At 68.5% G+C, this 18,954-nt stretch carries 20 protein-coding genes and 1 tRNA gene; 10 read left to right on the forward strand and 11 right to left on the reverse strand.

The annotated features are described in order from the left end of the window. Positions 1-256: 256 nt before the first annotated feature. Positions 257-1,228: a transcription initiation factor IIB gene (locus tag ACTF4R_RS11210; RefSeq protein ID WP_440007905.1), complete on the reverse strand. Its 972-nt coding sequence runs from the start codon at positions 1,226-1,228 to the stop codon at positions 257-259. A 297-nt stretch (positions 1,229-1,525) separates the two neighbouring features. On the opposite strand from ACTF4R_RS11210, the gene gatC reads away from it, so the two are divergent. The 3 genes from gatC (at position 1,526) to ACTF4R_RS11225 (ending at position 3,267) form a co-directional block, all read left to right on the forward strand. Next, positions 1,526-1,804 carry an Asp-tRNA(Asn)/Glu-tRNA(Gln) amidotransferase subunit GatC gene (gatC, locus tag ACTF4R_RS11215; RefSeq protein WP_433625542.1) on the forward strand — a complete coding sequence of 93 codons (279 nt, stop codon included), beginning with the start codon at positions 1,526-1,528 and terminating at the stop codon, positions 1,802-1,804. Further along, positions 1,801-3,069, forward strand: a complete 1,269-nt coding sequence (gene gatA, locus ACTF4R_RS11220) for an Asp-tRNA(Asn)/Glu-tRNA(Gln) amidotransferase subunit GatA (RefSeq protein WP_440007906.1) — start codon at positions 1,801-1,803, stop codon at positions 3,067-3,069. The genes gatC and gatA overlap by 4 nt, the downstream gene beginning before the upstream one ends. Positions 3,070-3,132: 63 nt before the next feature. Beyond that, positions 3,133-3,267, forward strand: a complete 135-nt coding sequence (locus tag ACTF4R_RS11225) for a transporter (RefSeq protein WP_440007995.1) — start codon at positions 3,133-3,135, stop codon at positions 3,265-3,267. A 42-nt stretch (positions 3,268-3,309) separates the two neighbouring features. Here ACTF4R_RS11225 and ACTF4R_RS11230 read toward each other — a convergent pair whose 3' ends face one another. The 3 genes from ACTF4R_RS11230 to ACTF4R_RS11240 all read right to left on the reverse strand — a co-directional run bounded on the left by ACTF4R_RS11230 (position 3,310) and on the right by ACTF4R_RS11240 (position 5,287). Then, entirely contained in the window at positions 3,310-3,480 is a 171-nt protein-coding gene (locus ACTF4R_RS11230; RefSeq protein ID WP_440007907.1) for a hypothetical protein, read from the reverse strand. Positions 3,481-3,751: 271 nt separating this feature from the next. Continuing rightward, positions 3,752-4,831 carry a hypothetical protein gene (locus ACTF4R_RS11235; RefSeq protein WP_440007908.1) on the reverse strand — a complete coding sequence of 360 codons (1,080 nt, stop codon included), beginning with the start codon at positions 4,829-4,831 and terminating at the stop codon, positions 3,752-3,754. Between the two features lie 54 nt (positions 4,832-4,885). Beyond that, positions 4,886-5,287 carry a GtrA family protein gene (locus ACTF4R_RS11240; protein ID WP_440007909.1) on the reverse strand — a complete coding sequence of 134 codons (402 nt, stop codon included), beginning with the start codon at positions 5,285-5,287 and terminating at the stop codon, positions 4,886-4,888. A gap of 143 nt (positions 5,288-5,430) precedes the next feature. Here ACTF4R_RS11240 and ACTF4R_RS11245 point away from each other — a divergent pair, with 143 nt between their 5' ends. Beyond that, positions 5,431-5,688 carry a hypothetical protein gene (locus ACTF4R_RS11245; RefSeq protein ID WP_433625552.1) on the forward strand — a complete coding sequence of 86 codons (258 nt, stop codon included), beginning with the start codon at positions 5,431-5,433 and terminating at the stop codon, positions 5,686-5,688. Between the two features lie 63 nt (positions 5,689-5,751). On the opposite strand, the gene ACTF4R_RS11250 is transcribed toward ACTF4R_RS11245, so the two are convergent. Continuing rightward, positions 5,752-6,495, reverse strand: coding sequence for a hypothetical protein (locus ACTF4R_RS11250; protein WP_440007910.1), 744 nt, complete (start codon positions 6,493-6,495; stop codon positions 5,752-5,754). 196 nt (positions 6,496-6,691) lie between these two features. Then, positions 6,692-6,765: transfer RNA gene (locus ACTF4R_RS11255), tRNA-Val, on the reverse strand. Between the two features lie 163 nt (positions 6,766-6,928). Between ACTF4R_RS11255 and trpD the strand changes: the two genes are divergently transcribed. The 4 genes from trpD to trpG are packed head-to-tail and all read left to right on the forward strand — an operon-like array spanning position 6,929 to position 10,852. After that, entirely contained in the window at positions 6,929-7,933 is a 1,005-nt protein-coding gene (trpD, locus tag ACTF4R_RS11260; RefSeq protein WP_440007911.1) for an anthranilate phosphoribosyltransferase, read from the forward strand. Next, positions 7,930-8,565 (forward strand): phosphoribosylanthranilate isomerase, encoded by a 636-nt coding sequence (locus tag ACTF4R_RS11265; protein ID WP_440007912.1) that lies wholly within the window; start codon positions 7,930-7,932, stop codon positions 8,563-8,565. Before trpD ends, ACTF4R_RS11265 begins: the two co-directional genes overlap by 4 nt. Next, positions 8,562-10,256, forward strand: a complete 1,695-nt coding sequence (gene trpE, locus ACTF4R_RS11270; RefSeq protein ID WP_440007913.1) for an anthranilate synthase component I — start codon at positions 8,562-8,564, stop codon at positions 10,254-10,256. The genes ACTF4R_RS11265 and trpE overlap by 4 nt, the downstream gene beginning before the upstream one ends. Then, a complete protein-coding gene (gene trpG / locus ACTF4R_RS11275) occupies positions 10,253-10,852 on the forward strand; it encodes an anthranilate synthase component II (protein ID WP_440007914.1) in 600 nt (199 codons plus the stop codon). The genes trpE and trpG overlap by 4 nt, the downstream gene beginning before the upstream one ends. Before the next feature lie 85 nt (positions 10,853-10,937). On the opposite strand, the gene ACTF4R_RS11280 is transcribed toward trpG, so the two are convergent. Continuing rightward, on the reverse strand, positions 10,938-11,147 hold the full coding sequence (locus ACTF4R_RS11280; protein WP_440007915.1) for a DUF8029 family protein: 210 nt from the start codon (positions 11,145-11,147) through the stop codon (positions 10,938-10,940). A gap of 382 nt (positions 11,148-11,529) precedes the next feature. Between ACTF4R_RS11280 and ACTF4R_RS11285 the strand changes: the two genes are divergently transcribed. Both ACTF4R_RS11285 and ACTF4R_RS11290 read left to right on the forward strand, forming a co-directional pair. After that, the gene (locus ACTF4R_RS11285) at positions 11,530-14,664 is read left to right on the forward strand and encodes an adenosylcobalamin-dependent ribonucleoside-diphosphate reductase (protein ID WP_440007916.1); all 3,135 of its coding nucleotides are present in this window, start codon (positions 11,530-11,532) and stop codon (positions 14,662-14,664) included. A gap of 107 nt (positions 14,665-14,771) precedes the next feature. Next, positions 14,772-16,055, forward strand: coding sequence for an MBL fold metallo-hydrolase (locus ACTF4R_RS11290; protein ID WP_440007917.1), 1,284 nt, complete (start codon positions 14,772-14,774; stop codon positions 16,053-16,055). On the opposite strand, the gene gfo6 is transcribed toward ACTF4R_RS11290, so the two are convergent. The 4 genes from gfo6 to ACTF4R_RS11310 all read right to left on the reverse strand — a co-directional run bounded on the left by gfo6 (position 16,043) and on the right by ACTF4R_RS11310 (position 18,834). After that, positions 16,043-17,137, reverse strand: a complete 1,095-nt coding sequence (gene gfo6, locus ACTF4R_RS11295) for a D-xylose 1-dehydrogenase Gfo6 (protein ID WP_440007918.1) — start codon at positions 17,135-17,137, stop codon at positions 16,043-16,045. The genes ACTF4R_RS11290 and gfo6 overlap by 13 nt on opposite strands. 49 nt (positions 17,138-17,186) lie before the next feature. After that, a complete protein-coding gene (locus ACTF4R_RS11300; RefSeq protein WP_440007919.1) occupies positions 17,187-17,600 on the reverse strand; it encodes a Rieske (2Fe-2S) protein in 414 nt (137 codons plus the stop codon). Positions 17,601-17,671: 71 nt separating this feature from the next. Next, on the reverse strand, positions 17,672-18,712 hold the full coding sequence (locus ACTF4R_RS11305) for a YeiH family protein (RefSeq protein WP_440007920.1): 1,041 nt from the start codon (positions 18,710-18,712) through the stop codon (positions 17,672-17,674). Beyond that, positions 18,709-18,834, reverse strand: coding sequence for a hypothetical protein (locus ACTF4R_RS11310; protein ID WP_440007921.1), 126 nt, complete (start codon positions 18,832-18,834; stop codon positions 18,709-18,711). The genes ACTF4R_RS11305 and ACTF4R_RS11310 overlap by 4 nt, the downstream gene beginning before the upstream one ends. Positions 18,835-18,954: the final 120 nt, after the last annotated feature.

Here is an 18,954-nt window from a genome sequence, read left to right on the forward strand (position 1 = left end):
CGAGGGAATTTCGCCCTTGCGGTTCACGGTCCCGGCGAACACCGGTCGCGGCAACCGGAGGGTCGTACCGGTCGACGTACCGCCGAGAGTTACCGACCGGGACCGGCAGTCGACGACTGGGACTGACAGCCGACGACCGGGCGACCGGCAGTCGGGAGCGGCAGGAGACGGCCGAAAATCGCCGCGAGCGCGTCGTCGACGCGGCGCTCGGGAGACGGACGCGACCGGTTCCGCGTACGGACAGAGAACAGGAGTTTCAGGGCGCGACGGTGCCTTCTTCGGCTTCCAGCAGTTCGTGGTAGCGGTTGCGGATGGTGACCTCGCTGATGCTGGCGACGTCGCTGACCTCGCTCTGGGTCACCTTCTCGTTGGTGAGCAGGGCGGCGGCGTAGACGGCGGCGGCCGCCAGGCCGACCGGCGACTTGCCGCTGTGGAGGCCCTTCTCGGTCGCCGTGTCCAGCAGCGAGCGGGCGCGGCGCTCGGTCTCCTCCGAGAGGTCGAGTTCGGAGACGAATCGCGGGACGTAGCTCTTCGGGTCGGCGGGTTCGATCTCCAGGCCGAGTTCACGGACGACGTAGCGGTAGGTGCGGGCGATTTCGTCCTTCTCGACGCGGGAGACGGCCGCGACTTCGTCGAGGCTGCGGGGCGTGCCGGTCTGGCGGGCGGCAGCGTACAGCGACGAGGTAGCGACGCCCTCGATGGAACGGCCGGGAAGCAGGTCCTCGTCGAGGGCGCGGCGGTAGATGACCGACGCCGTCTCCCGGACGTTCTCGGGGAGACCGAGTGCGGAGGCCATGCGGTCGATTTCGCCGAGCGCCTGCTTGAGGTTGCGCTCCTTGCTGTCGCGGGTGCGGAAGCGCTCGTTCCACTTGCGGAGGCGCTGCATCTTCTCGCGCTGGCGGCTGCCGAGCGAGTTGCCGTAGGCGTCCTTGTCGCGCCAGTCGATGTTCGTCGACAGCCCCTTGTCGTGCATCATCGTCGTCGTCGGGGCGCCGACGCGGGACTTCTCGTCCCGCTCGCTCGCGTCGAACGCGCGCCACTCGGGGCCGCGGTCGACGTTGTCCTCCTCGACGACGAGGCCGCACTCGGCACAGACCGTCTCGCCGCGTTCCTCGTCGGTTACAAGCTGGCCGTCGCACTCGGGGCACTGCTGGCTCTCGTCGACCGTTTCGTCGGTTCGTTCACTGCGTGTTTCTTCGCGGTCCGTTCGGGTTCGTGTGTCAGTCATGGGCGTGGTATCGGGAACACCGCAAAAACGTGGAGAGCCCGGAGAATCCGATAGACATATCTCGTATGGTTTCCTGCTACTTAAATCCAGTGGATTGTGGAGCGGTTTTTCTCGACGGGCATCGGCCGCATTAATGGGCTACGTCGGGACAGAACCCGGATATCGGGTTTTTCTCCGACGGAACAATTCTGTCGGCGTTTATCTGTTACGTGGTGAACGGACGAGCGGCGGGCGTGGCGAGAATCCGGAGTCGGGTGTATCGAAACCCTTACCGCGCGTCCGGGGCTTCCTCAACACATGAGCGACACGGCCCCAGGCCCCGACGAGGTCCGCTACGTCGCCCGGCTGGCGCGCGTCGGCGTCTCCGACGAGGAAGCCGAGGAGTTCGCCGAGCAGTTCGCGGACATCCTGGGTTACTTCGAGACGCTGGACGAGGTGCCGGAAGTGGAGCGCGACGTCGAGCTCGTGAACGTGATGCGCGACGACGAGGTGCACGACGGTCTCTCCCAGGAGGAGGCGCTGGCGAACGCGCCGGAGACCGAGGACGGTTACTTCAAGGGACCGAACGTCTCATGAGCCACGACGCGTTCATCACCGAGGAGACCATCGAGGGCGACGACGACGGCCCGCTCGCCGGCCAGACGGTCGCGGTGAAAGACAACATCAGCACCGAGGGCGTCCGGACCACCTGTGGCTCCGAGATGCTCGACGACTACGTCCCGCCGTACGACGCGACGGTCGTCGCCCGACTCGCGGACGCCGGGGCGACCGTCGCCGGCAAGGCGAACATGGACGAGTTCGGCATGGGCACGACCACCGAGACCTCCGCGTTCGGCCCGACCGAGAACCCGGTCGCGGAGGGACGGGTTCCCGGCGGTTCCTCCGGCGGGAGCGCCGCCGCGGTCGCGGCCGGCGAGACGGACCTCGCGCTCGGCACCGACACCGGGGGCTCCATCCGCTGTCCCGCCGCGTTCTGCGGCGTCGTCGGCATCAAGCCCACCTACGGTCTCGTCTCGCGATACGGCCTGGTCGCGTACGCCAACAGCCTCGAACAGATCGGCCCCATCGCACCTACGGTCGCGGAGGCCGCCGAACTGCTGGACGTCATCGCCGGTCCGGACGACCACGACGCGACCACGCGCGAGGAGGGAGCCGACTCGAACTACGCCGCCGCCGCGGACGGCGACGTCGAGGGGCTGACGGTCGGCGTCCCGAACGAACTCGTCGAGGGCGCCGACGAGGGCGTCGTCGAGCAGTTCGAGGCCGCGCTGGACGACCTCGAATCGCAGGGTGCGACGGTCGAGGAGGTTTCGCTGCCGTCGGTCGAACACGCCGTCGAGGCGTACTACGTCATCGCCATGTCCGAAGCGTCCTCGAACCTCGCACGCTACGACGGCGTGCGCTACGGCCACTCCGGCGGCTTCGAAGGGAACTGGAACGAGACGTTCGCGAAGGCGCGCGAGGAGGCGTTCGGTGACGAGGTGAAGCGCCGCGTCCTGCTCGGCACCTACGCGCTCTCGGCGGGCTACCACGACAAGTACTACAAGAAGGCCCAGGACGCCCGGGCGTGGGTGAAACAGGACTTCGACGCGGCGTTCGAGGACGTGGACGTGCTGGCGAGTCCGACGATGCCGACACCGCCGTTCCCCATGGGCGAGAGCCTGGACGACCCGCTGAAGATGTACCTCGCGGACGCCAACACCGTCCCGGTCAACCTGGCGAACCTCCCCGCCATCTCCGTGCCGGCCGGCGAGACGGACGGTCTCCCCGTCGGCGCGCAGTTCATCGGTCCGAAGTTCGACGAGGAGACTGTCGTCCGGGTCGGTAGCGCGCTTGAGTAGCTTTCACGCCGTCTCGAACCGACAGCCACAATTCATATTCGGCTTCTCGCCGTACTTCGTCGTATCGTGAACACGTCGACGATAGTCATCCTCGTTGGAATCGTACTGTTGTTCGTCCCGATACCGCCGATAGCGACGATTCTCGGGCTCATCGTCATCGCCCTCGGGGTGGCGCTCCGGTTCCTCGGCGGCAACTGAACGACTCGACGAGCGCTCCGAGTACGGCCCGCGCCGACGCCGTCACTCCAGCTCGTCGAGATCGAAACTGTACTCGTTTTCGCGAGCGGGCGGACTCGACCAGTTGGACAGGTCCGGGAAGAAGAACCACACGAGTACGACGATGCCGACGAACGCCGGTAACACCGCGAAGAACGGGATAGTGGCGTCGAGCGAGCGAGCAACGGCTGACATGTCGGACACTGAGTGAGCGAGTCCCACGGTACTCTATCTCAACCTACACGACTTATCCTTGATAGCTGTTTTGGAATATTTCAGACACGAATCCGCGCCTGAACGTTCCGGAGCGACCGGCCACCGCCGGAGGGACGAGTCGGAAGCACGACCGCCGCCGACCGAACGTATAATCTCTCGCTCATAGGTTACGTTATCTGTGTGATTACAGAGAGTTCGAGAGTTCGGCGACCGCCGTCGAGGCCAGGTCCACGCCGACTCGCTACCGACGCTACGGCTCCGTGGACGCCTGCACGTCGGCGTACACCTCGTACCAGAGCGAGGCCGACTCCGACACGGCACGACTGCCCTCGACGACCTTCCCGACCGTCCCGGGCTGACCGGCGACGCGGCTGAACGCCGCGAACGACTGGGTAGCGGCCTCCTGGGCCCTCGCCCAGTCGACGCTCGCCGCGACCACGCCGAGGTGCTCGACGGTCTCCCGGTTCTCGGCCAGTACCGCTCCCGTCCGTCGAACGCCGTCTTCGAGCGCGTCGCCGACCGGTCCGAGGCGGTTGCCGACGCCCGTCGCGACCCCGACGAGCGGTTCGAGGCGGTCGTCGGCCAGCAGTTCCCCGAGCGACTCGTCGTCCCCGGAGTACTCCCGGAGTAGCGCCGCGAGGAGGCTCACGCCGCCGCCCAGCGCCGCGCCGGCGATCTTCCCCTCGGTCCCCAGCTTTCCACCGACCCTGTACCCCGTCTTCGCGTGCCGGACGCCGTCCAGGTAGCGGCCGGCGTCGACTCCCTCCGTGACCGACTCGACCCGCTCGCCGACCGGACCGGACGGGTCGTCCGGGTCGAACGCGCCCCGGGTGCTGCTGTAGGCGCCGTACGCCGTCCCGACGCCGGCCCCGACGGCGGCACCGTACGGACCGGCCGTTATCCCGTATCGCGCGCCTTCGAGGGCGTTTCTGGCCGCGTATCGGCGGTCGACGTCCTCGAGGATGGCCTGAATCTCCTCGGCCACCGCCGCCGCCGACGGCGACTCCCCGGTCGGGGCCGCGACGTCCGGCGGATCTATCGCGACGTCCGCCGGAGTGATTCCGACGTCCGGCGGTCCGACCGCGACGTCCGGGAGGTCGAAGCGCTCGAACGCCGTCTCGACCGTCTCCCGCGTCGCGTTCGTCGCGTCGGCGACCCCGTCGCGGGCGACCGACCCCGCGCTCGTCGTCTCCCGGACGACCTCGCTCCCCGTCGAGGCCGCCCGCTGTGACGCCTCCGTGGCCCGCTCTTTCACCGCTTCCCGCACGTCCCCGGCTGACGCCGACGACGCCGATTCGGCCGCGTCGGCGACTCGCTCTCTGAGTTCCATATGGATTCGTGACGACGAGCACGGGTAGGTCTTGACCTTGCGATGTCACCCTCGTCACAGCCCCGGATCGAACACCCAGAACTCGCTTCCGACGAAGTTCAGCGCGCCGCTGAGCGTGACCGCGACCGCGAGCGCGAGGAAGCGGTCGACGAACAGTCCGAGCAGCGACAGCGCGACGACGTACACCACGAACCCGACCGCGTACACCGAGAGATGCCGGAGGTAGCCGCGGAGATAGCCGTACTCGACGTCGCTGAAGGTGAACCGGCGGTTCAGGTTGTAGCTGGAGAAGTTCGCGACGGCCCAGGAGACCACGCCGGCCAGGACGTACTGGAGAGCGGGCGTCGTCACCGCGAAGACGAGGACGTTGACGACGAACCCGGAGACACCCACGGTCGCGAACCTGGCGAGACGCGCCAACCGGTCGCGAGTCGCGAGTGCTCCGCTCGTGTCCATCCGTCGTCCCTCCGACGAGAGCGCGGCGCACGGCCGTCGGTGGTTCGCATCGTAGCGAGGGGAGACGGGTAGAAGTGACGGCCTTCGCCGGCGAGTCCCGCCCGGCGATAGCTTGAAGCGTCGCCTCCACATAGGGGACGGCCGTGACCCTCCTCGCCGCCATCGCCGTCTTCGTCGTCGGATTCCTCTCCGGCACGGTGGTCCGCTGGTTCGCCGGTCTCGCCGCCGTCGTCGCGCTCGTCCTCGTCGTCCTCCAGATCACCCCCGACCCGATACTGCCGCTCGTCGACCACGTCGTCCGGCGGTACTACGTCGGCAACGAACTGCTGTTCGTCTCGGGGTTCCTGTTCGGCGTCGACGCGAAGAAGACGAAGGAAGTCGTCGTCGAGCGCCGCAGCTAGAGTCGTCAGTTCTCCGGACCGGCGAACGGCGCGACTCGCCGTTCGCGGAACGGTGAACGCCCGTCAGACTGCCCCTTCTCTACCGGTTCCAACGTCCCGAAGCCGAACTCTGGAATCATCGGACCGCACCAGGGCGACGCCGAACCAGAGAGTCCACAGGCTCATCACGATCGTCGACGCTATCCAGACTGGACCGCCCAGGGCGATGCCGAGCAGTAACCCCAAGACGACGAACCCCACGAAGGCCACGACCCCTGCAGCGGCACCGATCCACGAGGCCCACACGGGAATCACCGAACGGGTACTCCGAACCTCGTTGCCGGCGATCACGGCGACGGCCAGTGCCAGGAATCCGAACCCGACGGCTTTGCCTTCGGCGAAGAGTTGCCACGCTTCGAACGTCGCTGTGTCGCCGGCTACGGCGGCCTCGGTGATCACGGTGGCCTCTGCCACGGCAGTCGTCGTGACCCACAGCGCGCCCACGACCAGCACGGCCCACGCGGTCATCGTCCACCCGTTCTGGGTGAGACGCGACCCCGCCGTGAGCACGATCAGACCCGCTATCGCGAAGAGGGTGAGCGCCATCGTTGCCGCCCAGTGGGCCGCTACCCACCGGGCAGGTCCGTCGGCGATGGTCGCCATGAACTCACCGGGTTCGGGTGGAAGCGGTGGGTGGAGGACGAGGCTCACCACGAAAACGAGGGACCCGGCTGCGAGCCAGACTCCCGCTACTTTCGTGCCCGTGTGCCACGCCTTTCGGCCGACGGTCTCCTCGACTTGCTCCGAATGGTGTTCCGATTCACTCATGGATACTCCCCGGAAGGGAGTACGACGCTCCAAGGTATAAGCTAGCACGTACCAACGGCCGTTAGTCGAGGAGAGCGGTCCGGTCGGTTCGTCCGCGTTCCTGCCGCTCGGTGACGCTACCTCGTCCTGCCGAGGAGTATCTTCCGCGATACCGCGACTCGCTTCGCTCGTCGAAAACTGTTGCGGAGAGAAGTAGTGGGTTTGGGCAGATTTGAACTGCCGGCCTCCTCCATGTCAAGGAGGTGTCATAACCAACTAGACCACAAACCCAGTCGGCTTCTCGAACGCATCTCATCGTTTGCGACAGGGATAATTGAAGGTTTCGGAATCCGGCGCAGTCGGCGAGTTCCCTCCGGGCCGGTCGCCCCGGCAGATTTAAGGAGATGTACGAACTTGTCCATTATAACTCGAAACAGTACATCGGTGTTCCAAAATGCAGGCACATATCGAACGCGTCGCGGACGGACAGGATCTCACGCTCGAGGAGGCGCGCGAGGCGGCGACGGCGGTCTTCGAGGGCGCGACCGACGCGCAGATCGGCGCGCTGCTGGCCGCGCTCCGCTCGAAGGGCGAGACGGAGTCCGAGATAGCCGGCTTCGCCCAGGGGATGCGCGACGCCGCCCGGACCATCGACCCCGACCGGTCGCCGCTGGTCGACACCTGCGGCACGGGCGGCGACGACTACGACACGATCAACGTCTCCACGACCGCCGCCATCGTCGCCAGCGGTGCCGGCGTCCCCGTGGCGAAGCACGGCAACTACTCCGTCTCCTCCTCCTCGGGCAGCGCGGACGTGCTCGACGAGGTCGGCGTCACCATCGACGCCGAACCGCCCGCCGTCGAGTCGGCCATCGAGGAGCGCGGCATCGGATTCATGCTGGCGACCGTCTTCCACCCCGCGATGAAGGCCGTCATCGGCCCGCGCCAGGAACTCGGCATCCGAACGCTGTTCAACGTCCTCGGCCCGCTGACGAACCCCGCGGGGGCCGACGCGCAGGTCGTCGGCGTCTACGACCCCGACCTCGTCCCGGTGCTCGCACGCTCGCTGGCGAAGATGAACGTCGAGCGAGCGCTGGTCGTCCACGGTTCCGGCATGGACGAGATAGCCGTCCACGGCGAGACGACCGTCGCCGAGGTCGACGGTACCGACGTCCAGGAGTACGCGCTCTCCCCGTCCGAGGTCGGCGTGGAGCGCCATGACGTCGCCGCGGTCGCGGGCGGCACGCCCCAGGCGAACGCTCGCGACCTGCGCGGCATCGTCGAGGGCGACGTTCGCGGCGCGAAACGCGACATCGTCGTGGCGAACGCCGGCGCGGCCGTCTACGTCGCTGGCGAGGCCACCTCGCTGGAAGACGGGGTCGAGCGCGCCGCGAAAGCCATCGACGACGGCGACGCCGGCAGGCAACTGGCGTCGATGACGCGGACGGTGTCGGCATGACGCGGGTGAAGATCTGCGGACTCACCGACGAGGACGACCTCCGGCACGTCGTCGCGGCGGGCGCGGACGCGGTCGGTCTCCTGGTCGACGTGCCCGTGGACTCGCCCCGCGAGATATCCCCGGAGCGGGCCGCCGAACTCGCCGCCGCCGTCCCGCCGTTCGTCACGACAGTGCTGGTCACGATGCCCGAGGACCCCCAGCGCACCGTCGACGTCGTCGAGGCGGTCGAACCGGACGCGGTGCAGGTCCACGGCACCGGCGTCGGCGACCTGGCGTATCTCGCGTCGATGGTCGACGCGCGCCTCGTCCAGGCCGTCGACGCCGCGGCCGACGACCCGTCGCGGTACGACGCGGTGGCGGACGCCATCCTGCTCGACGCGGCGGCCGCCGGCGGGACTGGCGAGACGCACGACTGGGAGCGCGCCCGGGACGCGGTCGCGGACCTCGACTCGCCGGTCGTGCTCGCGGGCGGCCTGACGCCCGGGAACGTCGCCGAGGCGGTCGACACCGTCGACCCCTTCGCGGTCGACGTGGCGTCCGGCGTCGAAGCGACCGGCGGTCGGAAGGACGCGGACGCGGTCGAGTCGTTCGTCGAGAACGCGCGGAAGGAGAGCAGGACCGTCACGCCATGATGGACCGCGAGACGTTCGTCGAGCGGGCGACGCGAGACGAATCGCGGTCCGACGCCGGCGACGCGCCGGTCGTCGTCCACCTCTCGGCCGCCCTCGACGTCGACGTGGACCCCCTCGCGGCCTACGCCGCGCTCGGCGACGGCGACTACGACTTCCTCTTAGAGAGCGCCGAGAAGGTCGCCTCCAGCGACCCGAACGGCGCGTTCGCCGCCGAGGCCGAGGACCGCCACGCCCGCCACTCGTTCGTCGGCTACGACCCGGCCGCGGTGGTGACGGTCGAACGGGACGGGACGCGCGTCGACGCGCTCGGCGACGACCGGTACGAGGAGCTCCTCGGGCCATCGCCGAGCGCCGGCGCGGCCGCGGCGGACGGGGACACCCTCGACAGGCTCCGGGGTGCGCTGCCGGACGTCGAACGACGTGGATTCTCGGGCGACGAGCGCTTCGCCGGCGGGCTGGTCGGCTTCCTCGCGTACGACGCGGTCTACGACCTCTGGCTGGACGAGCGCGGCGTCGACCACCCCGACTCGCGGTTCCCGGACGCACAGTTCGTCCTGAGCACGTCGACGCTCGTCTTCGACCACGTCGCCGACACGCTCTCGCTGTCCGTGACGCCGGTCGTCTGGCCGGACGACGACGCCGGGGCGGTGTACGACGACCTGGTCGCGGAGGTCGACCGCGTGCGCGAGGCGCTCGCCGACGCCGCACCGCCCGAGACAGGCGGGTTCGTCCCCGACGGGGAGACCGCCGGCCCGCGCGACGCGTACGAGGACGCGGTCCGGGCGGCCAAAGAGCACGTCGCAGCGGGAGACATCTACCAGGGCGTCGTCTCGCGCGAGCGCCGGCTCCGCGGCGAGGTCGACCCCCTGGGGCTGTACGACGCCCTGCGCGAGGTGAACCCCTCGCCGTACATGTACTGTCTCGGGTACGACGACCTGCACGTCGTCGGCGCGAGCCCGGAGACGCTCGTCTCCGTCAGGGACGGCGAGGTGGTGGCAAACCCCATCGCCGGCACCTGCGAGCGCGGCGCGAGCCCGATGGAGGACCGCAAGCTCGCTGGCGAGTTGCTGGCCGACGAGAAGGAGCGCGCCGAGCACGCGATGCTGGTCGACCTGGCGCGCAACGACGTCCGCCGCGTCAGCGAGGCGGGCAGCGTCCGCGTCGAGGAGTTCATGAACGTCCTGAAGTACAGCCACGTCCAGCACATCGAGAGCACGGTCGTCGGCGACCTCGCCGCGGAGGCGACCGCCGCCGGACGGTCGTCGACGACGCCGGCGCGTCCGCCGGACGCCTTCGACGCGACCCGGGCCGCGTTCCCCGCCGGGACGCTCTCCGGCGCGCCGAAGATCCGGGCGATGGAGATAATCGACGACCTCGAACGCACGCCCCGGGGCCTCTACGGCGGCGGCGTCGGCTACTACTCGTGGACCGGCGACGCCGACGTGGCCATCGTCATCCGGACCGCGACGGTCGAGCGCGGCGGGGAGGACGCTGCGGGCGACGCGGACCTCGTCACGGTCAGGGCCGGCGCGGGCGTCGTCGCCGACAGCGACCCCGCCGCGGAGTTCGACGAGACCGAACAGAAGATGGACGGCGTGCTCGCGGCGCTGGAACGCATCGAGGTGGACGAGGCGACCGACGACCGGACGGCGGACGACGCGGCCGCGGAGCCGCCGGGGGTGTCGCGATGACCCGGGTGACGTTCGTCGACAACTTCGACTCGTTCACCTACAACCTCGTCGAGTACGTCAGCGAACGCGCCGAGACGACCGTCCTCCGGAACACCGCCTCGCTCGATGAGGTGCGCGCGACCGACCCGGACGCCGTGGTCGTCAGCCCGGGACCGGGCCACCCCGAGAACGACCGCGACGTGGGCGTCACCCTCGACGTGTTCCGGGACCTCGCGCGCGAGGTGCCGACGTTCGGCGTCTGTCTCGGGCTCGAAGCGGCCGTGTACGCCTACGGCGGCACGGTCGGACGCGCCCCGGAACCGGTCCACGGCAAGGCGTTCCCGATAGACCACGACGGTCAGGGGGTCTTCGCCGGCATCGAGCAGGGCTTTCGCGCCGGCCGGTACCACTCGCTGGTGGCGACCGAGGTTCCCGACTGCTTCGACGTGACCGCGACGACGACACACGGCGTCGACGAGGAACTCGTGATGGGCGTGCGCCACCGCGAGCATCCCATCGAGTGCGTGCAGTTCCACCCGGAGAGCGTGCTGACGGCGCACGGTCGCGACGTCGTGGCGAACTTCGTCCACCGGGTCCGGACGACGGCGCCGGCCTGACGTCGCGACTCCTCGTCACGTTCGTCCCGCCACGCGACGCGACCGAACAGGTCCCCGGAACTGCCGTTCTCTCCGACCGTCGATGCTAGACGGACAGGACCCCGAAGCCGTACAGCGCGGCGGCGACGACCAGCGCGACGATTACGAGCCGCCAGGCCATCTTGAGGAGAACGCGACCGACGAGGAGGACCACCAGAACGACGCCGAGTCCGACGAGCGCCATTTCGGGGGTCACTCCGAGTAACGAAACCAGCGTCGACGGCGGTGCGAGCGTTCCCCGAACCGATGTGAGCATATCCGGGACGTCCGTAGCGGCGAGGGTTAAACGTACCGGAGGTGAGGATAGGCGCCAGAGGGATAATCGAAAGAGGGCGGCCGTCCAACAGACGATTACGAGGAGTAACGGGTAGTTATTAGACACTTTCACCCCGGTCTGAACACTCTTATAACCTTCCGGGCCTTACCAGAGAGTGATAGACCGTGGCCAATCCAGGGCCGGTCCAGCGTTCACTCCGAACGACCAGCGGCGCCCTTCTGCAAATGGACTTGCAGTAAGGAAAGCAAGCTTAATTTAGGAGGGAGAAGATGCATTCTCCGTTACGAATGGAACGGAATTACCCAACCACCGACAGCCGAATCGCGATACAGAGCACCGAATCGGGGGCGGTGACGGACGCATGAGCGGCGCGCACGACGCGGACGCCGACGAGGTCACGCTACCGGTCAAGCGCACCGAGGGCGAGACGCTCGAAGACCGCCTGACCGGCAACGCCTACCACAACATCCTCCCGGCGCGGTACCTCCGCAAGAACGCCGACGGCGACCTCATCGAGGAGCAGGAGGACCTGTTCCCGCGCGTCGCCCACAACATCGCGCTGGCGGAGGCCGTCTACGAGGCCGACCGGCGCGGGGTCGAGATAACCGTCACGCCCGACCAGCTCAAGCCCGACCACCCGCGACGCGACGAGCTCGCCGCCGAGGTGTTCGGGAAGGGGACGACGGCCGACGACGACGTCGAGACCGAACTGTCCATCTACAACGTCAACAAGTTCGCCTACGAGACGGTCGTCCCGGAGCTCCCCGACGAGATTCGCGACCACGTCGAGTCCGTCGACGAGGAGTTCACCGACCTGATGGAGAACCTCTCGTTCATCCCGAACTCGCCCACGCTGATGAACGCGGGCGACGAACTCCAGCAGCTCTCCGCCTGCTTCGTCGACTCCCCCGAGGACGACATCGACGACATCCACCAGACGGCGAAGGAGGCCGCCCAGGTGTTCCAGTCCGGCGGCGGCATGGGCTACGCGTTCTGGAAGCTCCGGCCGTACGGCGACGCGGTGGGGAGCACGGGCGGCATCGCGTCCGGTCCCATCACGTTCATGCGCACGTACGACCAGATGTGCGAGACCATCGCGCAGGGCGGCGCCCGGCGCGGCGCACAGATGGGCGTCATGCGCGTCTCTCACCCGGACGTCATCCAGTTCATCCACGCCAAGAACAAGGACGTCAGCCTGGCCGAGACGCTGCGACTGAACGACCCCGACGACTACACGCACAACTCCTTCAAGGACGCCCTGGAAGAGGCCCGCGACCTCATCGACGAGGACGGCCGCGTGCCCAAGCACCTCCGGAACGCCGCCGAGGGGCATCTCTCGAACTTCAACATCTCCGTCGGCGTCACGGACGACTTCATGGAGGCACTGGAGGCGGACGAGGAGTTCACGTTCACGAACCCGCGCACCGGCGAGGCCCACGTCGCGACCGAGCACACGAAGGAGCTGTACGAGATGTTCGGCCTCGGCGAGTACGTCGAGGTCGGCGAGGAACTGTCGATTCCCGCGGAGGTCCTCTGGGACCGCATCGTCGACGGCGCACACGAGAACGGCGAACCCGGCGTCATCTACCTCGAACGGGTCAACAAGGAACACTCGTTCGACGTGGAGAAACACCCCGACCACCGGATTCTGGCGACCAACCCCTGCGGGGAGCAGCCGCTCGAAGAGTACGAGGCCTGCAACCTCGGCCACATCAACCTCTCGACGCTCGCCGACCAGGACGGCCCGGACTGGCGCGTCTGGTACGACGAGCACGGCGACGACTACGGGTCGCTCGACGAGGCCGTCGACGCGTTCCTCCGCGAGGCCATCGACTACGAGGAGTTCGACCACCGCATCGAGTGGGGTACCCGCTTCCTCGAGAACGTCGTCACGATGTCGGACTTCCCGGTCGACAAGATAGAGCAGAAGGTCCGGGAGATGCGCAAAATCGGGCTCGGCATCATGGGACTGGCCCAGCTGTACATCCAGCTCGGCGTCCGCTACGGCAGCGAGGAGGGCAACGAGATGGCCCGCCAGCTGATGACCCACATCAACCACGAGTCGAAGTGGGCCTCCCACGAACTCGCGGAGGACCGCGGCTCGTTCGACGAGTGGGACAAGAGCAAGTACGCGAACCCGACCGAGTACCGCGAGTGGTTCGAACACCAGACCGGCCTGGACGCGGACAACTGGGAGGACGGCTTCCCTATCCGGAACCACAACACGACGACCATCGCGCCCACCGGCACGACCTCGATGGTCGGCAACACCACGGGCGGCTGTGAGCCCATCTACAACGTCGCCTACTACAAGAACGTCTCCGACGACGTGCAGGGCGACGAGATGCTCGTGGAGTTCGACGACTACTTCCTGCGGACGCTGGAGGCGAACGACATCGACGTCGAGGCCGTCAAGCGAGAGGCCCAGGAGCAGATGGCCGAGAACGAGTTCGACGGCGTCGAGGGACTCGAAACCGTGCCGAACGCCATCGGCGAACTGTTCGTCGTCACGAGCGACCTCTCCGGCAAGGACCACGCCGCCGTCCAGTGCGCCTGCCAGGAGGGCGTCGACAGCGCCATCAGCAAGACCTGCAACTTCCCCAACTCCGCGACGAAGGAGGACATGGACGAGGTGTACCGCTACATCTACGAGAACGGCGGGAAGGGCGTCACCGTCTACCGCGACGGCACGCGGAGCAAGCAGGTGCTGACGACGCGCGCCGACAACAAGGAGTTCGCCGACGAGGAGGAGGCCGCCGAGACCATCGTCGCCCAGATAGAGGAGGTGTTCGGCGGCATCGACGGCTTCCTCGACAACGAGGACGTCCGTGCGGCCATCGGCGACGACCTCGACGTCGGCTTCGAGCCGTCCGACGACGACGTCGAACTGGGCAAGAAGCGACCTCGCCCGGACGTGCTCCACGGCGTCACCCAGCGCATCGACACCGGCTACGGCAAACTGTACGTCAACATCAACGAGGACGAGCAGGGCCAGCCGTTCGAACTGTTCGCCAACATCGGCAACTCCGGCGGCTTCACGGCCTCGTTCACGGAGGCGCTGGCGAAGACCATCAGCACGGCGCTCCGGTCGGGCGTCGACCCCGACGAGATCGCCGACGAACTGCGGGGCATCCGCAGTCCGAAGGTCGCCTGGGACAAGGGCGAGCAGATAAACTCCATCCCGGACGCCATCGGCACGGCGATGCGGCGCTACCTCGACGGCGAGGTAGAGAAGGCCTACCCCCAGCAGCAGACGCTCGAAGAGACGGCCGACGACGCCGACGTGACCGGCCCGAACGTCGACGTCGCCCGCGAGACCGACGGCAGCGGCGCGGCCGCGGCCTCCGGCGTGAGCACGAAAGAGAGCGACGCCGACCAGCAGAGCATCATCGACGCCGGGGAGAGCCCCGAGTGTCCCGAGTGTGGCTCGCTGTCGCTGTACTTCTCGGAGGGCTGCAAGACCTGCGAGTCCTGCGGCTGGAGCGAGTGCTCGTAGGGAACTGACCGCACTCTTCGGTTTCGCGCGCCGGCACAGGTTCGACGGGGGTACTGCAGTGCGAGCAATCGACGCATGAAAAGGCGTGCGGCGAGTACGGACCGGCGATGAACGTCGAATTTCTCGGCGGTGCGCGCGAGGTCGGTCGGAGCGCCGTCCTCGTCGACGACTCTCTCCTGCTGGACTACGGAATCCTGACGGGGAACCCGCCGCAGTTCCCGGTCGGGGACGTCGACCCGGACGCCGTCGTCGTCTCGCACGGCCACCTCGACCACGCCGGGGCCGTGCCCGCCCTGCTGTCGGGCGACGACCGCCCACCGATTCACTGGACGCCGCCGACCCGGGAGCTGACCCTGACGCTGGCACGCGACACCCTCAAACTGCACGGCGTCTCCGGGAGCGGAGCGACCGGAGGCTCGCGGCGTCGCGGACGCCGCGGCGGAAGCTACGTCTGCCCGTTCACCGAGGCGGAGGTCAAGCGCGTCACGCAGGTCTCCGAGACGCACGGCTACCACGAACCGTTCGAGGCGGCGGGCTACGAGGTCACCTTCTACGACGCCGGCCACATCCCGGGGAGCGCGCACGTACTGATCAACGACGGCGAGACGCGACTGCTCTACACCGGCGACTTCCACACGGAGAACCAGCGTCTGCTCTCTGGAACGACGGCGCGTCCCGACGCGGACGTGGTCGTCTGCGAGAGCACGTACGCCGACGTGGCACACGACGACCGCGCCGCGGTCGAGCGGCGGTTCGTCGAGAGCGTCGAGACGACGCTCTGGGAGGGCGGCACGGTCGTCGTCCCCGCGTTCGCCATCGGACGCACCCAGGAGATGCTGCTCGTCTGCGAGGCCCACGACGTTCCGTGCTACGTCGACGGGATGGGCAAGCAGGTGACGAAGATGCTTCGCCGGCATCCGGAGTTCGTGCGCGACGCCGACGCCCTTCGGCGGGCGAAATCCCACGCCCGGCTCGTCACCGGGCGAAACGGCCAGCGAAAGCGCATCGCCGACCAGAACGCGGCCATCGTCACCACCAGCGGGATGCTCTCCGGCGGCCCGGCCATGACCTACATCCCCGAAATCCGGCGGAACCCGACGAACAAGGTCGCGATGACCGGGTACCAGGTCGAGGGGACGCCCGGACGCGACCTGCTGGAGACCGGGAGCGCCGAAATCGACGGGCGCGTGATGCCGGTCGGCGCGCAGGTCGAGCAGTACGACTTCTCGGCGCACGCGGACCACGACGGCCTCCGGTCGTTCCTCGACTCCTACCGGGACGCCGAAATCCTGGTCAATCACGGCGACGATTGTGAGGCGTTCGCCGAGGAGTTGCGGGAGGACGGGTTCGACGCGAGCGCGGCGGAGCTCGGCCGCAGCTACGCGCTGTAACGCGGTTCGACGCGCCGTCCCGTCTCGGCCGACTCGTAGACCGCTTCGACGACCTCCACGTCCGCGAGGCCGTCGCGGCCGTCCGGTTCCGGCTCCGTCCCGGTGAGGACGCAGTGGGCGAAGTAGTCGAACTCCTCGGTCGTCTCGTTCACGAACGGTCCCGTGTACTCGACGGTCTCCTCGCCGCGTTCGAGCGTGACGGTCGGGGTGACGCCCGCGTCGAACGCGGGATTCACCTGCACCTGTCCCTCGGTGCCGACGAGTCGCAGGCGGTCGTCCTGCTGGGCGTCGTAGCTGGCCGTGCAGGACGCCGTCGCGCCCCCGGGGAAGGTCAACAGGAAGGCGACGTGTTCGTCGACGCCCTCGAACGCCGCGTCGGGCGCGTGCGTCGTCGCCTGGACGGCGACCGGGTCGGCGTCGAGGAGGAACCGGCTCGCGTTGAGGGGGTAGACGCCGACGTCCATCAGCGCGCCGCCGCCGGCGAGGTCGGGGTCGAGCCGCCACTGGTCGGCGTCCGCGTTCTGGTCGAGGATGTGTCCCGTGAACCAGGCGTGAATCTGGACCGGGTCGCCGACCGCACCGTCGCGGACCAGTTCCCGAACCCGGCGCATCGTCGGCTCTATCTGCGGTCGGTAGGCGACCATCAGCGTCACGCCCGCGTCGTCGCAGCGTTCGACCATCTCCCGCGCCCGGTCGGCGCTCACCTCCATCGGCTTCTCGCAGACGACGTGCTTGCCGAGGCGAGCGGCCGTTCGCGTGTAATCCAGGTGGAGACCGTTCGGCCCGCCGACGTAGACGGCGTCGAAGGCGTCCGACCGCTCGCCGTCCGCGAAGGTGTCGTAGTCGAGCGTCACGTCGACGCCGTGCTCGCGGGCGACCGCCGACGCCGTCTCCGGCGAACCGCTGACGAGCGCGGTCACCTCACAGCGGTCCGCGTTCCGGACCGCCGGCAGCACTTCCGACCGCGTGAACCGGCCGAGACCGACCAGCGCCAGCCGGACCGTCCCCTCGTCGGTCGTCTGCCAGTCGCGTTCGGCGACGTCGGTGAAGTAGCCGTCCATGCTCTGTCCGTCCGTCGCCATCGCCTAAAACGAGGTGGCGGGCGCGAGGCGTACCGCCGGCCCGGAGCGTTCAGAACGTCAGGTGCGAGGAGGTGCCGGGCGCGTCGTCGTCGTCGATGCCGCCGTCGTAGAGGTATCGACAGTCGTCGTCGACGAGGTACACGTCGCCGTCCTCGACGGTCACGTCGACGGCGACGAGCGTCGACCCCGCGGCCTTCCCGTTGTCGCAGTGACCGGTGCAGGCGTCGAACATCGACCCGTGTTTCGGACAGATTATCTCGCCGTCCCGCATCGCGGCACCGAAACCGCGGTCGAGTCGCTGGTCGGTCTCGTGCTGACAGAAGTTCTTCCACGCTTCGACGCAGTCGTCACCCCGGACGAGAACGACCTCCTCTTTTCGCCCGTCCTCTTCCCGCACCGTGAACAGGAGGGACCCGTTCTCGGGGATCGCTTCGACCGCCGCGAGGCGTGATTTGACGCCCATGGTCGCGTGTCACACGCCCGGTAATTAACCGTATCCATCGGTTCGGTGGGGTCTCGCCGGACGGACGACGGTCACGGGCCGAACGCAGTTCGTATCGCGACGAGCGAGACGCTGCTGACGACGAGGAGGGCCGTCAGGACGACGGCGACCGGTCGGAGGCCGGCGTCCCGAAGGTCGTCGAAGTCGACCGTGAGACCGAGGCCCGCGAACGCGACGAGGAACAGCCACTCGTACGCGGTCGTCAACTGCGCCGTCTCGACCCGCGAGAACGCGCCCGCGGACGACAGGGCCACGACCGCGAAGAATCCGACGACGAACTTCGGGAACGACCGCCAGAGGAGCGCGAGCTTCGACCGGCTCGTCCCCGCGGACGACGCGTCGCCGGACGGCCCGTCGACGTAGTACAGCGAGTAGGCGAGGACCAGTCCGCCGAGCAGCAGGTTCCGTGCGAGCTTCGTCACGGTCGCCCACCGGCCCGCCGCCTCCGACACCGCGAACCCCGCCGCGGTCACAGGCCCGGTGCTGAACATCGTCAGGCCGGCCCAGACGCCGAACACGCGGTCCGAGAGCCCGAGGACGCCGCCCAGCGCCGGATAGACGAACAGCGTCAGCAGGTCGAAGAGCAGGACGGTCGCCGCGGCGTAGGCTATCTGGTTCTCGTCGGCCCGGACGCTGCCGCTCACGCCGACGACCGCGGAGACGCCGCAGATGCCGGCCCCCGCCGCGAGCAGCGACCCGAGGCGGCGCGGAACGTCGAACAGCGTCCGGGAGAGTCCCTCGACCAGCAGGACGGTCGCCGTCACGCCGACCACGACGACGAGCGCCAGCGTCGGCCCCGCGTCGAGCAGCGCGCCGAGCGTTATCCGTGCCCCCATCAGGACGATGCCGGTCTCCAGCCAGAGCTTGTTCGTCTCCACGCCCGGGAGGAAACTTTCCGGTACCCCCACCGTGTTCGCCACCAGCGCGCCGACGGCGACGGCGGCGATGAGGGGGTCGAGATACGGCACCGCGGCGCCGACCAGTCGCCCGGCGAGGCCGACGACGACGAGCGCGGCCAGCCCCGGCAGGTACGCCCGCAGCGGCGTCGCCTCGTCGCTCGCGGCGGCCGTCACGGGAGCGCGACCCCGAACTGAACCGCCGCGGTGAGGAGACCGCCGAGGGCGACTGCCTTCCATCCGCGGTCGAGCCTGCGCCATCGGTCGAGCGACGACTGGAAGAGTGGTGAGCCGAGCATTGCCTTCGGGCAGTGGTTCGAACTGCCGGCGTATAAGTTGGCGGCAAATCGCTCCGAGATAGCGGCAACATGGCCCGGTAGCTGCGAGCCGACGCCCGTCGTCGCCCCGACGTGCGTCTC

Origin of the sequence: Halomicrococcus pelagicus (assembly GCF_051917725.1) — an archaeon.
Classification (GTDB): domain Archaea; phylum Halobacteriota; class Halobacteria; order Halobacteriales; family Haladaptataceae; genus Halomicrococcus.